The sequence below is a fragment of the Streptomyces sp. NPDC006235 genome, assembly GCF_040613735.1.
In the GTDB taxonomy this organism is placed as follows: Bacteria; Actinomycetota; Actinomycetes; order Streptomycetales; family Streptomycetaceae; genus Streptomyces.
Genome location: NZ_JBEXSR010000044.1, coordinates 39,223 through 53,173, shown reverse-complemented (window position 1 = coordinate 53,173; position 13,951 = coordinate 39,223). Strand labels below are relative to the sequence as shown.

General features: G+C 74.1%; 13 protein-coding genes. 7 read left to right on the top strand and 6 right to left on the bottom strand.

Translation table 11 applies throughout. The annotated features are described in order from the left end of the window. The first annotated feature begins 88 nt into the window (after positions 1-88). From ABZ192_RS35590 to ABZ192_RS35570, 5 genes are read left to right on the top strand one after another with little or no spacing between them, the layout of a single operon-like run. Complete coding sequence (locus ABZ192_RS35590) at positions 89-1,390, top strand: MFS transporter (protein ID WP_356928611.1); 1,302 nt, start codon at positions 89-91, stop codon at positions 1,388-1,390. Continuing rightward, complete coding sequence (locus ABZ192_RS35585) at positions 1,387-2,220, top strand: putative hydro-lyase (RefSeq protein WP_356928610.1); 834 nt, start codon at positions 1,387-1,389, stop codon at positions 2,218-2,220. Before ABZ192_RS35590 ends, ABZ192_RS35585 begins: the two co-directional genes overlap by 4 nt. Positions 2,221-2,253: 33 nt before the next feature. Then, positions 2,254-3,012, top strand: a complete 759-nt coding sequence (locus ABZ192_RS35580; protein WP_356928609.1) for a 5-oxoprolinase subunit PxpA — start codon at positions 2,254-2,256, stop codon at positions 3,010-3,012. Further along, positions 3,009-3,635, top strand: a complete 627-nt coding sequence (locus ABZ192_RS35575) for an allophanate hydrolase subunit 1 (protein WP_356928608.1) — start codon at positions 3,009-3,011, stop codon at positions 3,633-3,635. The genes ABZ192_RS35580 and ABZ192_RS35575 overlap by 4 nt, the downstream gene beginning before the upstream one ends. Beyond that, positions 3,632-4,501 (top strand): biotin-dependent carboxyltransferase family protein, encoded by an 870-nt coding sequence (locus tag ABZ192_RS35570; RefSeq protein ID WP_356928607.1) that lies wholly within the window; start codon positions 3,632-3,634, stop codon positions 4,499-4,501. Before ABZ192_RS35575 ends, ABZ192_RS35570 begins: the two co-directional genes overlap by 4 nt. Positions 4,502-4,562: 61 nt before the next feature. Here ABZ192_RS35570 and ABZ192_RS35565 read toward each other — a convergent pair whose 3' ends face one another. The 5 genes from ABZ192_RS35565 to ABZ192_RS35545 all read right to left on the bottom strand — a co-directional run bounded on the left by ABZ192_RS35565 (position 4,563) and on the right by ABZ192_RS35545 (position 10,132). Continuing rightward, positions 4,563-5,495 (bottom strand): SGNH/GDSL hydrolase family protein, encoded by a 933-nt coding sequence (locus ABZ192_RS35565; protein WP_356928606.1) that lies wholly within the window; start codon positions 5,493-5,495, stop codon positions 4,563-4,565. Next, positions 5,492-6,688 carry a glycosyltransferase gene (locus tag ABZ192_RS35560; RefSeq protein WP_356928605.1) on the bottom strand — a complete coding sequence of 399 codons (1,197 nt, stop codon included), beginning with the start codon at positions 6,686-6,688 and terminating at the stop codon, positions 5,492-5,494. Before ABZ192_RS35560 ends, ABZ192_RS35565 begins: the two co-directional genes overlap by 4 nt. Continuing rightward, on the bottom strand, positions 6,685-7,812 hold the full coding sequence (locus tag ABZ192_RS35555; protein WP_356928604.1) for a glycosyltransferase family 1 protein: 1,128 nt from the start codon (positions 7,810-7,812) through the stop codon (positions 6,685-6,687). The genes ABZ192_RS35560 and ABZ192_RS35555 overlap by 4 nt, the downstream gene beginning before the upstream one ends. A gap of 208 nt (positions 7,813-8,020) precedes the next feature. Then, on the bottom strand, positions 8,021-9,439 hold the full coding sequence (locus tag ABZ192_RS35550; protein WP_356928603.1) for a HEAT repeat domain-containing protein: 1,419 nt from the start codon (positions 9,437-9,439) through the stop codon (positions 8,021-8,023). 300 nt (positions 9,440-9,739) lie between these two features. Next, the gene (locus tag ABZ192_RS35545; protein ID WP_356928602.1) at positions 9,740-10,132 is read right to left on the bottom strand and encodes an ankyrin repeat domain-containing protein; all 393 of its coding nucleotides are present in this window, start codon (positions 10,130-10,132) and stop codon (positions 9,740-9,742) included. Positions 10,133-10,430: 298 nt separating this feature from the next. Between ABZ192_RS35545 and ABZ192_RS35540 the strand changes: the two genes are divergently transcribed. Both ABZ192_RS35540 and ABZ192_RS35535 read left to right on the top strand, forming a co-directional pair. After that, entirely contained in the window at positions 10,431-10,625 is a 195-nt protein-coding gene (locus ABZ192_RS35540; RefSeq protein WP_030843336.1) for a hypothetical protein, read from the top strand. A gap of 49 nt (positions 10,626-10,674) precedes the next feature. Further along, a complete protein-coding gene (locus ABZ192_RS35535) occupies positions 10,675-12,405 on the top strand; it encodes a hypothetical protein (protein ID WP_356928601.1) in 1,731 nt (576 codons plus the stop codon). Between the two features lie 42 nt (positions 12,406-12,447). Here ABZ192_RS35535 and ABZ192_RS35530 read toward each other — a convergent pair whose 3' ends face one another. Next, positions 12,448-13,947, bottom strand: a complete 1,500-nt coding sequence (locus ABZ192_RS35530) for a PLP-dependent aminotransferase family protein (protein WP_356928600.1) — start codon at positions 13,945-13,947, stop codon at positions 12,448-12,450. Positions 13,948-13,951: the final 4 nt, after the last annotated feature.

Here is a 13,951-nt window from a genome sequence, read left to right as displayed (position 1 = left end):
GGCTCGCTCCCGAAGCGACCGAGCTCACTCCCCGAGCACCCCCACTGCTCAGTCCGAAGCACCCTCCGTCCCCCTCTTCGAGGTGCCCATGAGCTCGACTCCTCCACCGCAGGCCCTGACCGACGACGCAGGCACCGTGGCGGCCGAACACCCCGCCGGCGACGGCCCGTTCGGCTGGCTGCGCGCCCTGGGCCCGCGCGGTCGGCGCGCGTTCGCCGGGGCCTTCGGCGGATATGCCCTGGACTCGTACGACTACTTCACGCTGCCGCTGAGCATGGTCGCGCTCTCCGCCTACTTCGGGCTGAGCAGCGGCCAGACCGGCCTCTTCACGACGGTCACCCTGGTGGTCTCCGCGATCGGCGGCGCCCTCGCGGGCGTCCTCGCGGACCGCATCGGCCGAGTGAAGGCGCTGATGCTCACGGTGATCACCTACGCGGTCTTCACCGTCGCCTGCGGCTTCGCGCCCAACTACGAGACGCTGCTGGTCTTCCGGGCCCTCCAGGGCCTCGGTTTCGGCGGCGAGTGGGCCGTCGGCGCGATCCTCGTCGCCGAGTACGCGAGCGCCAAGCACCGGGGGCGCACGCTCGGCGCCATCCAGAGCTCCTGGGCCGTGGGCTGGGGCATGGCAGTGATCGCCTACACCCTCATCTTCTCGGTGGCCGGCGACGATCTGGCCTGGCGCATCATGTTCTGGACCGGGGCGCTGCCCGCGCTGCTCGTCATCTGGGTGCGGCGCAGTGTGCACGACGCGCCCGAGGCGACCGCCGCTCGTGAGCAGAGCGCGGAGAAGGGCTCCTTCACGGCGATCTTCAAGCCCGGCCTGCTGCGGACGACCGTCTTCGCGGGGCTGCTCTCGACCGGCGTCCAGGGCGGCTACTACACGCTGGCCACCTGGGTCCCCACCTACCTCAAGTCCGAGCGCGACCTGTCGGTCGTCGGCACCGGCGGCTATCTGACGTTCCTGATATCGGGTGCCTTCATCGGCTACCTGACGGGCGGTTACCTCACCGACAAACTGGGCCGGCGGCGCAACATCTGGCTCTTCGCCCTGCTGTCGGCGATCTGCATCCTGGCGTACGCGAACATCCCGAGCGGCGCCAACACCCTCATCCTGGTGCTCGGTTTCCCGCTCGGGTTCTGCATGTCGGCCATCTTCAGCGGCTTCGGCTCGTACCTGAGCGAGCTGTACCCGACGGCGGTGCGCGGCACGGGGCAGGGATTCACGTACAACACCGGGCGCGCCGTGGGTGCCGTCTTCCCGACCACGGTCGGGTTCCTGGCCGACAGCTGGGGCGTGGGCGGCGCGCTGGTCTTCGGGGCGATCGGGTACGGCATCGCGGCCCTGGCGCTGCTCGGGCTGCCGGAGACGCGCGGGAAGGAGCTCACATGAACCGCACCAGCACCGAGACGGGGGACCGTCCCGTCGTCCTCGTCGACGAGCACGCGCGCGCGTGGAGCCCGCAAACGGCCCGCGCCCGCTTCCGGGAGGGCCTGACGGGCCCCACCGCCGGGGTCGCGGCGGGCCACACGCAGGTCAACCTGATCTCGGTGCCCGCCGACTGGGCCTACGACATGCTGCTGTTCTGCCAGCGCAACCCCAAGCCGTGTCCCGTCCTCGACGTCACCGACGCCGGGTCCTGGACCACCGTGCTCGCGGAGGGTGCGGACCTGCGCACCGACCTGCCGCGCTACCGGGTGTGGCGGGACGGCGAGCTGGTGGACGAACCGACGGATGTGCGCGCGTACTGGCGGGACGACCTGGTGTCGTTCCTGATCGGGTGCAGCTTCACCTTCGAGTGGGCGCTGAGCGAGGCGGGCGTGCCGATCCGCCACGTCGAGCAGGGCCGCAACGTCCCGATGTACGTCACCAGCCGGCAGTGCCGTCCGGCGGGGCGGCTGCACGGGCCACTGGTGGTGTCCATGCGACCGGTGCCGCCCCCGCATCTGGCGGCGGCGATCCGGGAGAGCAGTCTGCTGCCGGCGGTGCACGGCAGCCCCGTGCACTGCGGCGATCCCGCGGGGCTCGGCATCGACGACCTCGGCCGCCCCGACTTCGGCGACCCGGTGGCCCCCGAGCCGGACGACATCCCCGTGTTCTGGGCCTGTGGGGTGACCCCGCAGGCGGCCGTGATGGCCTCGCGCCCGCCGTTCGCCCTCACGCACGCCCCGGGGCAGATGTTCCTCACCGACGCCCGCGACGAGCAGTACCGCGTGGCCTGACCACCGCGTGGCCTGACAGGAGACACTGGATACATGGCCTGCATCGACCTGAACGCCGACCTCGGCGAGGGCTTCGGCCGCTGGCGGCTCACCGACGACGAACAGCTGCTCTCCGTCGTCACCAGCGCCAACGTGGCGTGCGGCTTCCACGCCGGGGACCCGCCCACCATGCGCCGGGTGTGCGAGCTGGCGGCCGAGCGCGGCGTCCGGATCGGCGCGCAGGTGTCCTACCGGGACCTGGCCGGATTCGGGCGGCGCGCGATGGACGTACCGTCCGCCGAGCTGGCGGCCGAAGTGGCCTACCAGATCGGCGCCCTGGAGGTCTTCGCCCGCGCGGCGGGCGCCGGCGTGGCCTATGTGAAGCCGCACGGCGCGCTCTACAACCGCGTCGTGCACGACGAGGAGCAGGCCGCCGCGGTCGTCGACGGCGTGCTCCTCGCGGACGCCTCGCTGCCGGTGCTGGGCCTGCCCGGCTCGCGCCTGCTGGAGCTGGCCGGGAAGGCCGGGCTGCCGGTCGTCACGGAGGCGTTCGCCGACCGCGCGTACACCGACGCGGGCACGCTCGTGCCGCGCTCCCTGGAGGGCGCCGTGGTCACCGACCCCGACACCGTCGTGGAGCGGTCGCTGGGCCTGGCCCGCTCCGGTGAGGTCGTCTCCCGCTCGGGGACACGGATCGAGGTACGCGCGCGTTCCCTGTGCCTGCACGGCGACACACCCGGGGCGGTGGAGCTGGCACGCCGCGTCCGGGAGCGGCTGGAGGCGTCGGGCGTCCGGGTGGAGGCCTTCGCATGAGGGTTCTGCCGGTCGGCGAAGACGCCCTGCTCGTCGAGGTCTCCTCGGGCGACGAGGCCCAGGCCCTGCACGCCGAGCTGCTGCGCCGCCGCGCCGAGGGCTCACTGTCCGCCCGCGAGATCGTGCCCGCGGCCCGCACGGTCCTGCTCGACGGCCTCGACGCCCCCGCCCGGGTGGCCGCCGAACTGGCCGCCGCCGACCTGCCGCCCGCTCCCCCACGCGCGCGTGAGGCGGTCGAGCTCCCGGTGCGCTACGACGGCCCGGACCTGGCCGACGTCGCCGCGCACTGGGGCGTGCCCGAGCCGGAGGTCGCCCGCATTCACGCGCGCACGGAGTTCCGGGTCGCCTTCTGCGGCTTCGCCCCGGGCTTCGCCTACCTCACCGGCCTGCCGCCGCGCTACGACGTGCCGCGCCGGGCCACCCCGCGCACGGCCGTCCCGGCGGGTTCCGTGGCGCTGGCGGGCCCGTACACGGGCGTGTACCCACGCTCGTCGCCGGGCGGCTGGCAGCTGATCGGCACGACGGACGTCGTTCTGTGGGACCACACGCGCGTGCCGGCCGCGCTGCTGTCGCCGGGCACGCGTGTGCGGTTCGTCCCCGTCGAGCCGGTGGGGAACCCATGACCGACCGCGCGCTCGCCGTCGTCCGGGCCGGGGCCCTGACCACCGTGCAGGACCTGGGGCGCCCCGGGCACGCCCACCTCGGTGTGCCGCGCTCCGGGGCACTGGACCGGCCGGCGGCGGACCTCGTCAACCGGCTGACGGGCAACCCGCCCGCGGCGGCCGTGCTGGAGACGACCGTCAACGGCTGTGCGGTACGCCCCCGTTGCACCGTCACCGTGGCCGTGGCGGGCGCGCCCTGCCGGGTCGCGGTGGACGGACGGCCCGTCGCCTGGGGCGCGCCGGTGCGCGTGCCCGCCGGGGCGCTGCTGGAGGTCGGGCCTGCCGTGTCGGGCCTGCGCAGCTACGTGGGCGTCTGCGGGGGCATCGCCGTCGAGCCGGTGCTCGGCAGCCGCTCGACGGACCTGCTGTCGGGGCTCGGCCCGCCCCCTCTCACCGACGGCACGGTGCTGCCCCTGGGCCGGCCGACGGGCGCGCACGCGCGCGTGGACGTCGCCCCGCAGCCGGCGCCACCGGCCGAGCTGGTCCTGCGGGTGACACTCGGACCGCGCGACGGCTGGTTCACGCCGGAGGCCGTACGGACCTTCGTCTCCCGTCCCTACCGGGTGTCCCCCGCGAGCAACCGCATCGGGCTGCGCACGGAGGGAACCGCCCTGGAGCGGGCCCGGCCCGGGGAACTTGCCAGCGAGGGCATGGTGCTCGGCGCCGTCCAGGTCCCGCCCGACGGCAGGCCGGTGGTGTTCCTCGCCGACCACCCGACCACCGGGGGCTACCCGGTGATCGCGGTGGTCCGCGCCGCCGATCTCCCGGCCGCCGCCCAGGCGGTGCCGGGCACGCCGGTCCGCTTCGTGGCCGTACGGCGCCGCTGAACCGGCTGGCCACGTCGGTCGCCGCCGCCCTGACGAGCCCACGTCGGTCGCCGCCACCCCGTCAGGCCGCGTCCGGCTGCTCCGCCACCGACAGGGCGGCCAGCGCGGCGGACACGGCCGCGGAGGTCCGCAGATCGAGCCGGGCGCTCGTGCCGCGGGCCCGGTGCCGGAGCTCGTCGGCGGCGAGGGTCAGGAGCTGGGGCAGCAGGTCGGTGCACCGGCGGGCCACCCAGCCGGTACCGGCCGTGGCCAGCCACCACAGGCTCGCCGACCTGGTGGGGACGGGGAACTCGGGCTCGGGCGAGGGCGCGGGCCCCCTCGCGAGGCCGTGTTCCGCGAGCAGCGCGTGGAAGCGCAGGGCCAGCTGCCGGTGCCCGCGCTCTCCGGGGTGCAGCCGGTCCGCGCTCCACAGGGCGCGGTCCGTGATCCAGTCGCCCTCGCAGGCGTGCAGGTGCACAGCCCCGTACCGATCGGACAGGGCATGGACGACCGCGTTCACGGCCCGCTGCCGCCGCGCCAGCGGGTGGGCCAGTGGCCCCGGCAGCCCGAGCATCGCGCCCGGGTCGGGCAGACAGGCGGTGAGCAGGACCGCGCCGTGCTCGGTGAGGGCCGCGTACACCTGGTCGAGCCGGGCCGCCACGGCCTGGATGTCGAAGGTGCAGCGCAGGGTGTCGTTGACGCCGATGACGACGGACACGAGGTCGGGCCGCAGCTCCAGCGCGGCAGGCAGCTGACGCTCCACCACATCCCGGGTCTGCGACCCGCTCACCGCGAGGTTGGTGAACCGGACGGTGCCCTCCGGGAACCCCGCGGATCCCTCGGTGAGCCCGGAGGGTCCCTCGGTGAGCCCGGCGGGCCCCTCGCCCAGCCCGGCGGCGAGCAGCGCGGCCCAGCCGCGCCACGCCCCGTCGCCGACGGGATCACCCACGCCCTCGGTCAGCGAGTCACCGAGGGCCACGAACCTCGGGGCTCCCTCCCACCGCGGGCGTCTCATGCCACGCCCCCGGGCACGAAGGGCGGAACCGGACGCACAGGAACAGCCGCGTCGTGCGCGGCGAGAAACGCGTCGACCGCCGCGTCCCACCCGAAGCACTCCGCACGCGCGCGTGCCTCCTCGCGCCGGTCCGCCTCCAGGCGTTCCAGCAGCAGGTCCACGGCGTCCGCGAAGGCCTCCCCGTGGTCCCCCGCGACGGCCCCGGCGGAGCCGATCACCTCCGACAGCGCGGACGACGCGCTCGCCACCACGGGCGTGCCGCACGCCATGGCCTCCAGCGCGGCGAGCCCGAACGTCTCGGCGGGCCCGGGTGCCAGCGCCACGTCGGCGGACGCCTGGAGCGCGCCGAGCAGTCCGCGGTCGGAGACGTGCCCGAGAAAGGTGACCGGCAGGCCGCTCTCGCGCGCCCGCTGTTCGAGCCGGGCGCGCAGCGGCCCGTCCCCGGCCACCACCAGCACCGCCCGGCGCCCGCGCCGCCGCAGCGCCTCCAGGGCGTCCAGCGCCGTGCCGGGCCGCTTCTCCACGGACAGCCGCGAGCACATCACCAGCAGCGTCTCGTCCACGCGCGCGTGGCGCGCCCGCAGCTGCGGGTCGCGCAGCGCGGGGTGGCGCTGCACAAGGTCGACGCCCAGTGGGGCGCGGACGACGTTGCGCGCCCCGATCCGCACGAACTCCCGCTCGGCGAACTCGGTGGTGCACACCACGCACGCGTACGTGTGGGCCGTGCGCACGTTGAGGGCGTCTGCGGTACGCCGGGCGGCCCCCTCGGGCAGGCCCCAGGTGCGCAGCACGCCGTCGGCGGTCTCGTGGGAGACCATCACGGCCGGGATCCGGGCGCGCCGCGCCCACTTGCCGGTCCACCTGAGGGTCGTACGGTCGGACACCTCCAGCCGGTCCGGCCCGAGCTCCTCCAGGAGCCGGGCCACCCGTCGCTTGTCGGCGAGCACGCGGTAGCCGCCGGTGCCGGGCAGCAGCGGCCCGGGGAGGGTGATCACCCGCCCCTGCTCGGTCTCCCGGTCGCTCATGCGCTCGCCGGGGATCACGAGGACCGGCTCGTGCCCGGCCGTCTTGAAACCCTTGCCCAGTTCGCGCAGCGCGGTGCGCAGACCGCCGGACGCGGGCGCGACGAAGTTGGCGAGCCGCACGATCCGAAGCGACTGGCCGCTGCTCTTGCCGGGACGCGAGTCGCTCATGCCGCCACCACCGTCCTGCGCGCGGCGAGCACGTTCGCGTAGTGCCCGATCAACTGGTCCCCGACGGCCGCCCACGTGCGGCCCTCGACCGTGGCCCGCCCGGCGGCGCCGTAGGCGGCCCGCAGCCCGGCGTCGGCGGCCAGAGCCCGCACCGCGTCCCGTACGGCACTCGCGTCACGCGGCGGCACCAGCAGACCGGTGCGCCCGTGGGCGACCAAGTCCAGCGGCCCGCCCGCGGCGGGCGCCACGACGGGCAGGCCGCTGGCCATGGCCTCCTGCACGGTCTGGCAGAAGGTCTCGAAGGGCCCCGTGTGCACGAAGGCGTCCAGCGAGGCGAAGATCCGGGCCAGCTCGTGACCGGTGCGGCGGCCGAGGAAGACCGCGCCGGACAGCGCCTGCTCCAGGCCGGGCCGGCTCGGGCCGTCGCCGACGACCACGACCCGGATGCCCTCGATGCCGCAGGCCCCGGCGAGGAGTTCGACCTGCTTCTCGGGGGCGAGCCGGCCGACGTAGCCGACGATCAGTTCACCGTTCGGGGCGAGTTCGCGACGCAGGGACTCGTCGCGGCGGTCGGGCCGAAAACGTTCGGTGTCGACCCCGCGCGGCCACAGCTCGACGCGGGGCACACCGTGGGTCTCCAGGTCGCGCAGGGCCGCGCTGGACGGGGCGAGGGTGAGGTCGGCGGCGCCGTGCACGGAGCGGATCCGCCGCCAGGCTGCGGCCTCTCCGGCGCCCATGTAGGTGCGGGCGTATCCGGCCAGGTCGGTCTGGTAGACGGCGACGGAGGGAATGCCGAGGCGGGCGGCGGCGGCCATGCCGCGCACGCCGAGGACGAAGGGGCTGGCGAGGTGGACGACATCGGCGCGGTGCTCGACGAGGGTGGCGGCCAGGCGGCGGCTGGGGAGGGCGACGCGGACCTGGGGATAGCCGGGGAGCGGGAGGGAGGGGACGTGGACGACGGGGCACGGGACATCGGCGTCGGGCTTGTTCCCGGGCGCGGAGGCCGGGGCGACGACGACGGGAGTGTGACCGCGATCGACGAGGTGCCGGGCGGTCTGGAGCGCGCAGTGGGCCACGCCGTTCACATCGGGGGGAAAGGATTCGGTCACGATGACGACACGCATACCGGTGTTGTCGCTGTGCCGGACGTGGCCGCGTCAACGTGGATCTTTCGGGACGAGGAACGTCCCATGAGCGTTCTGAACCGCACCGCGCAGGTCAGGCCGCGTCCATGCGCTCCTGACCCGCGAGTCATCCCGTGTTCACCCGGGCGGCCTGATTCCGCCCTGGCACCCTTGCGCAAAGAGAGTCACCCGCTCACGCGGAGGGGCGTCACACAGCGGTCTCCTCGGGACCGATCCGGCTGCGGACGGCCGTCTGGACCTCGGCCTCCTCGGCCGGGTCGGCGGCGAGCCGGCGCAGTCGCTCGACGACACGGGTGTCTCCGGTCTCGGCGTGCCGGGCGGCGATCTCGCGGGTGGTCTCCTCGCAGTCCCACAGGCACTCGACGGCGAAGCCGGTGGCGAACGAGGGGTCGGTGGCGGCGAGGGCCCGGGCGGCCCGGCCGCGCAGATGGGAGGAGGCCGTCTCGCGGTAGATGTGGCGGAGCACGGGTGCGGCGCAGGCGATGCCGAGCCGTCCGGTGCCGTCGACCAGGGTCCACAGGGTCGGTGCGTCGGGGCCGTCGCCCCGTACGGCTTCGCGGAGTGCCGCGAGGACCAGGTCGCGGTCCTGCGCCCCGCCCCGGCAGGCGAGGACGCGTCCGGCGGCGGCGCCCAGCGCGTCCGGCCGCCGCGCCCAGCCGCGCGCATGGTTCACGGCGGCGAGCGAGCGCATGCGTTCGAAGGCCTCGACGGCGGCGTCCACGACGACCGTCGAGCCGGTGGCCACGGCGTCCTCGATCAGCCCGAGGGCGTCGGGATCGTTGCCGTCGGCGAGGTAGCGCAGGGCCGTGCACCGGGCTCCGTCGCCGCCGTCCTTCGCGGCCTGGATGATCTCGGCCCGGTCCTCGGGTCCCGCCACGGCGGTGAGACAGCGGGCGGCCGGGACATGGAGTGCCGCGCCCCGTTCGAGGCCTTGCTGGGCCCAGTCGAAGACGGCCTGCACACTCCACCCGGGGCGGGGGCCGGCCGGCCGCATCTGTCGCTGCCAGCGGTCGAAACAGCCCGTCTCGTGGGCGGCACGCACGCGTGTGGCGATGGATTCGCGCGGATCCTCGGCCCACAGCCGCCACGGCCGCGGTTCGAAGGCGTCCCGGACGGTGGCGGCGAGCTCGGCGTCGCCCTCCGGATCGGCCGGGAACCGCGCGAGGACGGGTGCGGCGAGGGCGCGCAGGCCCGCGTCGTCGTCCCTGAGGGCCAGTTCGTCGAGGGCCCAGGCCCAGTTGGAGCCGTGGGCGGCGTACCTGCGCAGCAGTTCGAGCGCGTCCCGCCTGCCGTAGGAGGCGAGGTGCCCGAGGACGGCGAGGGCGAGCCCGGTGCGTGACTCTTCGGTGTCGAGGACGTCCTCGGCACCGAAGAGGTGGGCCTCGATCTCGTCCAGCTCGCCGTTCAGGTCGAGGAAGAGCCGGGCGTAGTAGAGGGAGCGGTTCTCCACCTGCCAGTCGTGGCGGGGATCGCGCAGCACGCAGTGGTTCAGCGCCGCGAGCGCCTCGGGGCGCGGGGCGGTGAGCGCGTGCAGTGTGCCGTCGCCGCGGCCCCGCTGGAGCAGGCCGAGCAGCGTACCGCTGGGCGCTATGACCGGATCGAACATGGGAAACAGCCTCACATCAAGCGTCGACGCAACCGGGGACGTGTACTACCTGGCCGCGCGACAACACGTCGGAGTGCCCGCCGTTTCCTGCTTGCTGTAGACCATCTTCCTCTGCCTCTCGTCGGTGGCCCTTGCGGACCGGGTCACGGTCCGCGCGGTGCGGCAAAATCTGCCCAGCCATCACGTCCGTGAACCACGTCGTCATGATGACTCGGCAGTTCCATCTGCCGCGACCGAAATTTCGGCGGCCCTGTACCGCCTCCCCCGTTTTCGTTGTCGTACCAGGTCAGACTGGTCGGCTCAGTGCTCGCCGAACAGTTCGAGCAATTCCGTCCGGCCGAACATCCGGGCGGTGTCGACCGCCGAGGGGGTGCCGGCGGACGGGTCGGCGCCGCCCTCCAGGAGGGCCTTGATGACGTCCGTCTCGCCCTTGAAGGCCGCTCCCGCGAGCGGGGTCTGGCCTCGGTCGTTCACCCGGTCGGCCTCGGCACCGCGGGCGAGCAGCGCGCGCACCGCCTCGGAGTGGCCGTGGTAGGCGGCGAGCATCACGAGCGAGTCACCGCGGTCGTTGGTGAGGTTGGCCGGAACCCCGGCATCGACATACGCCACGAGCGCCTCCGTCTGTCCCCGCCGGGCCAGATCGAAGATCTTGGTCGCCAGCTCCACGACCTCGGGGTCGGGGACTTCGGTCATCGGCCGGACCGCCTCTCACTTCACACGTCTCGTCGGGTGCGTACGTCTGCGAGCGGTGCAGCCGTACGAGTGAATCGCCAGGGTACTGGTTGGCGCGGCACATGACCCGATGTGCCCGAGGTAAAGATCACCACAGACCTCGCCGAGCGCAACACCCCAGCGCGAGCTGGTCGGGACCGCTCCGCCAACCGGGGGAAATAGTCCGAATTTCACCCAGTTGCACCTTTTATCGTATGGATACATCCTGTGAGCCTGGAAGTACTCATGGTGACTGTCCCCGCGAACCAGGAGAACTCAAATGATCCTCTCCATCTCAGGCGTGGTCCTGCTCGGCATCGTCGTCTTCATCTTCTTCCGCAAGGACGGGCTGAAGGCATCGCACGCGGTGGTCGCGATGCTGTTCGGCTTCTACCTGGCGAGCACGGCCATCGCCCCGAGCATCAAGGCGGGCGGCGAGAGCCTGGCGAGCCTCCTCGGCGGAATCAAGTTCTGACCTCGCTCCCCGTGCGCATCCCGCCCGTACGCACTCTCTGGAGGCAGCAGTGGCCCGGCGCCCCCTCCCCCGCATTCTGAGCAACGGCAGCGCACAGCTCGCCCGGAGCCGGGAGCTGGCCCGGACGGCCGCCGACAGCGCCACCGACGTCCTCCACCCGCTGATCACGATCACGCGCGGTCTGCGCCGGCTGGCAGCGGCCGGGCGGCGCAGATGGACCGAGACCCCCAAGGAGAAACGGGGGGCGCTGCTGTTCCTCGTCGCCTCCGTGCTCCTGGTCGTGGCGCTGCTGCCGTACGGACCGCTGTGCGCCGCCGTCACCCTGATGGCGGCCGCGGCCTGGAAGGGCCGGGACCGCTCCCCGGCCGCGTCCGACGGGCCCGACGAGTCACAGACAGAACGCCTCAAGGCGCTCTACGAGGCCCTCGTGCCGTACTTCTCCACCGCCGAGGACCCCGAGCCGCTGTACGCCCACGGCGGAGCGTGGGACAAGGCCTTCCCCACCTACGCGTTCGACGGCGGCGGCCGGATCTCGCACCTGGTGGTCCGCTACCCGGCGTACTTCACCGACGGCGAGGCCGAGGCCCGGGCCCGGATCGAGCACCTGCTCGCGGCCAAGTCGGGCCGGGGCCGCGAATACCACTTCACGTGGGACGAGGAGGGCAACCAGTTGACGGTCAGCGTGCTCCTGCCGCTGCCCGTCGACATCGCGGCCCAGCGTTTCGTCACCACCCCCGGCGAGACGGTCCTCGGCTTCACCGACCCCACGGAGGTCCGGCGCACGCTCCCCCTCACCTACGGCGAACAGCAGCGGGACGTGCCCCCGGTCGTCTGGCGCACGGGCCTGCGTTCGACCGAGCCCCACCTGCTCGCCCTCGGCCAGCCCGGCAGCGGCACCTCGACCCTGCTGCGGTCCATCGCCCTCCAGGCCCTCCAGCACGGCGAGGTGGTGATCGTCGACGGCGGCGGCACCGGCGAGTACGCCTGCCTGACCGGCCGGGACGGCGTCCTGGCCGTCGAGTGCGGGCTCACCGGGGCGCTGGCCAGCCTGGAGTGGGCCGCGACCGAGACCGAGCGCCGCCTCATCGCCGCCAACCGCGCCCACCAGGCGGGCCACCCGCCGCCCGACGACACCAAGCGTCCCCTGTGGATCCTCCTGGACCGCCCCACGGCGTTCACCCACCTGGCCGCCACCGACGACCGCAAGGATCCCCAGTCCCTCCTGCAGGTCCCCCTGCGGCACGGCCGCCCGGCGAATGTGACGGTGGTGGTGGCCGACCAGCTCGACAGCCTCGACACCCTCACCGACGCCGTGCGGCAGCACACCCGCGCGCGCGTGGTCCTCGGCCCGGCGACGGCCGACCAGATCGAGTCCGTCCTGGGCGCGCCCCCGCACACCACCCCCGTCGACCAGGTCCCGCCCGGCCGCGGCTACGCCCGCCTGGGCACGGGCCCGGTCCACCGCCTCCAGGTCCCGGCCACGCCCAACCCCTACGACGACGCGACGTCCGACGCCCACCGCCAGGCGGTGCTGGACCTCCTGCCGCCCCGCACGACACCGGCGGACGGGGAGACCGTGCCCGACCCGGATTCGTCGCAGGGGGAACCGGAACTGGTCGGACCGGAGCTGGTCCAAGCGGGGCAGGCCAAACCGGAGCCGTCGGAGCCGGAGGCGGTACCGGAGCCGGAGGCGTCCAAGCCAGGGCCAGTACCCGTACTGACGGAACCGGCAGAACGAAAGCCGGTCCCCGTACTGACGAAGCCCACGAAGTCGTCGTAGCCGCGGTCAGTCAGGCCGATCTCCGCGCTGCGGGGATCGGCCCTACGCCACGAACGTCCGCGGCGACTCGCCGGCCCCCGCGCCCCCGTCCTCCACGATCCGCGCCGCCGCGGCCAACCGCGCGGCCGCCTCCTCGGCCACCGCACCCCCCACGGTGAACGGCAACCGCACATATCCCTCGAACGCCCCGTCGACTCCGAACCGCGGTCCGGACGGCACCCGCAGGCCCACCCGCTCGCCCGCCTCCGCGAGCCGCGAGCCGGACAGGCCGCCCGTGCGCACCCACAGCGTCAGCCCGCCCCGGGGCACCTCGAACTCCCACCTGGGCAGCTCCCGCCGCACCGCCGCCACGATCTCGTCCCGGTTCTCCCGCGCCTGCTCCCGCCGCATCTCCACGGCCTTCTCCCAACCGCCCGTGCCGAAGAGCCAGTTCACGGCCAGTTGCTCCAGGACCGGCGTGCCGAGATCCGCATACGCCCGCGCCGCGACCAGGCTGCGGATCACGTCCGGCGCGGCCCGCACCCACCCGATGCGCATCCCGGCCCAGAAGGCCTTGCTCGCCGATCCCACGGTGATCACCGTCGACCCGGCCGGATCGAAGGCACACACCGCCCGCGGCATCTGTACGTCCGGGTCGAGCCACAGCTCGCTCATGGTCTCGTCGGCGATCAGCACGGTCCCCGCGGACCTGGCCGCGTCCACCAGCTGCCGCCGCTGGTCCTCGTCGGCGAGCGCGCCGGTCGGGTTGTGGAAGTCGGCGACGACGTACGCGATCCGGGGCGCGGCGTCCCGCAGGACCTGCCGCCAGCGGTCCATGTCCCAGCCCGCGAGCCCCTCGGCCATCGCGACGGGGACGAGCCGGGCCCCGGCCTCCCGCATCAGCTGAAGGATGTTGGCGTACGAGGGCGACTCCACGGCGACGCGCTCGCCCCGCCCGGCGAACAGATGGCAGATCGCGTCGATCGCGCCCATCGCCCCGGTCGTCACCATGATCTGCTCGGGCATGGTCGGGATCCCCCGCGCCGTGTAGCGCTCGGCGATCATCGACCGCAGCGCGGGCAGCCCGGCGGGATAGTCGCCGTGCGTGTGCGCGTAGGGCGGCAGTTCCTCCAGCGCGCCCTGCACGGCCCGCGTGAGCCACGGCTCGGGGGCCGGAAGCGCAGCACAGCCCAGGTCGATCATCGAGCCGAGGGCCTCCGGCGGCAGGGGCTCCAGCCCGCGCGCGGGCAGCGGGTTCCCGGCGGGTACGGCGGTCCAGCTGCCCGCCCCGCGCCGGGACTCCAGGAACCCCTCGCTGCGCAGCGCCTCGTAGGCGGCGGCGACCGTCGTACGGCTGACGGACAGGGAGAGGGCGAGTTCCCGCTCGGCGGGCAACCGGGCGGCCACCGGGACCCGTCCTTCGAGCACCAGCAGCCGGATGCCGTCGGCGAGCGCGCGATAGGCGGGCGGCCGGCGCGTGCCGGGCCCCGCCGGGCGGTCCTGCTGGGAGTTGAGCAGCCGCGCGAGCTGCGCCGCACCCACAGCCGAGGTCCACTGCGCCATGATA

Bases quoted from the DNA above. Each gene is read 5' to 3' on its own strand.
- ABZ192_RS35530 (WP_356928600.1), bottom strand. From the start codon at position 13,947: ATGGCGCAGTGGACCTCGGCTGTGGGTGCGGCGCAGCTCGCGCGGCTG.
- ABZ192_RS35550 (WP_356928603.1), bottom strand. From the start codon at position 9,439: ATGTTCGATCCGGTCATAGCGCCCAGCGGTACGCTGCTCGGCCTGCTC.
- ABZ192_RS35570 (WP_356928607.1), top strand. From the start codon at position 3,632: ATGACCGACCGCGCGCTCGCCGTCGTCCGGGCCGGGGCCCTGACCACC.
- ABZ192_RS35540 (WP_030843336.1), top strand. From the start codon at position 10,431: ATGATCCTCTCCATCTCAGGCGTGGTCCTGCTCGGCATCGTCGTCTTC.
- ABZ192_RS35560 (WP_356928605.1), bottom strand. From the start codon at position 6,688: ATGAGCGACTCGCGTCCCGGCAAGAGCAGCGGCCAGTCGCTTCGGATC.
- ABZ192_RS35575 (WP_356928608.1), top strand. From the start codon at position 3,009: ATGAGGGTTCTGCCGGTCGGCGAAGACGCCCTGCTCGTCGAGGTCTCC.
- ABZ192_RS35555 (WP_356928604.1), bottom strand. From the start codon at position 7,812: ATGCGTGTCGTCATCGTGACCGAATCCTTTCCCCCCGATGTGAACGGC.
- ABZ192_RS35580 (WP_356928609.1), top strand. From the start codon at position 2,254: ATGGCCTGCATCGACCTGAACGCCGACCTCGGCGAGGGCTTCGGCCGC.
- ABZ192_RS35590 (WP_356928611.1), top strand. From the start codon at position 89: ATGAGCTCGACTCCTCCACCGCAGGCCCTGACCGACGACGCAGGCACC.
- ABZ192_RS35565 (WP_356928606.1), bottom strand. From the start codon at position 5,495: ATGAGACGCCCGCGGTGGGAGGGAGCCCCGAGGTTCGTGGCCCTCGGT.
- ABZ192_RS35585 (WP_356928610.1), top strand. From the start codon at position 1,387: ATGAACCGCACCAGCACCGAGACGGGGGACCGTCCCGTCGTCCTCGTC.
- ABZ192_RS35545 (WP_356928602.1), bottom strand. From the start codon at position 10,132: ATGACCGAAGTCCCCGACCCCGAGGTCGTGGAGCTGGCGACCAAGATC.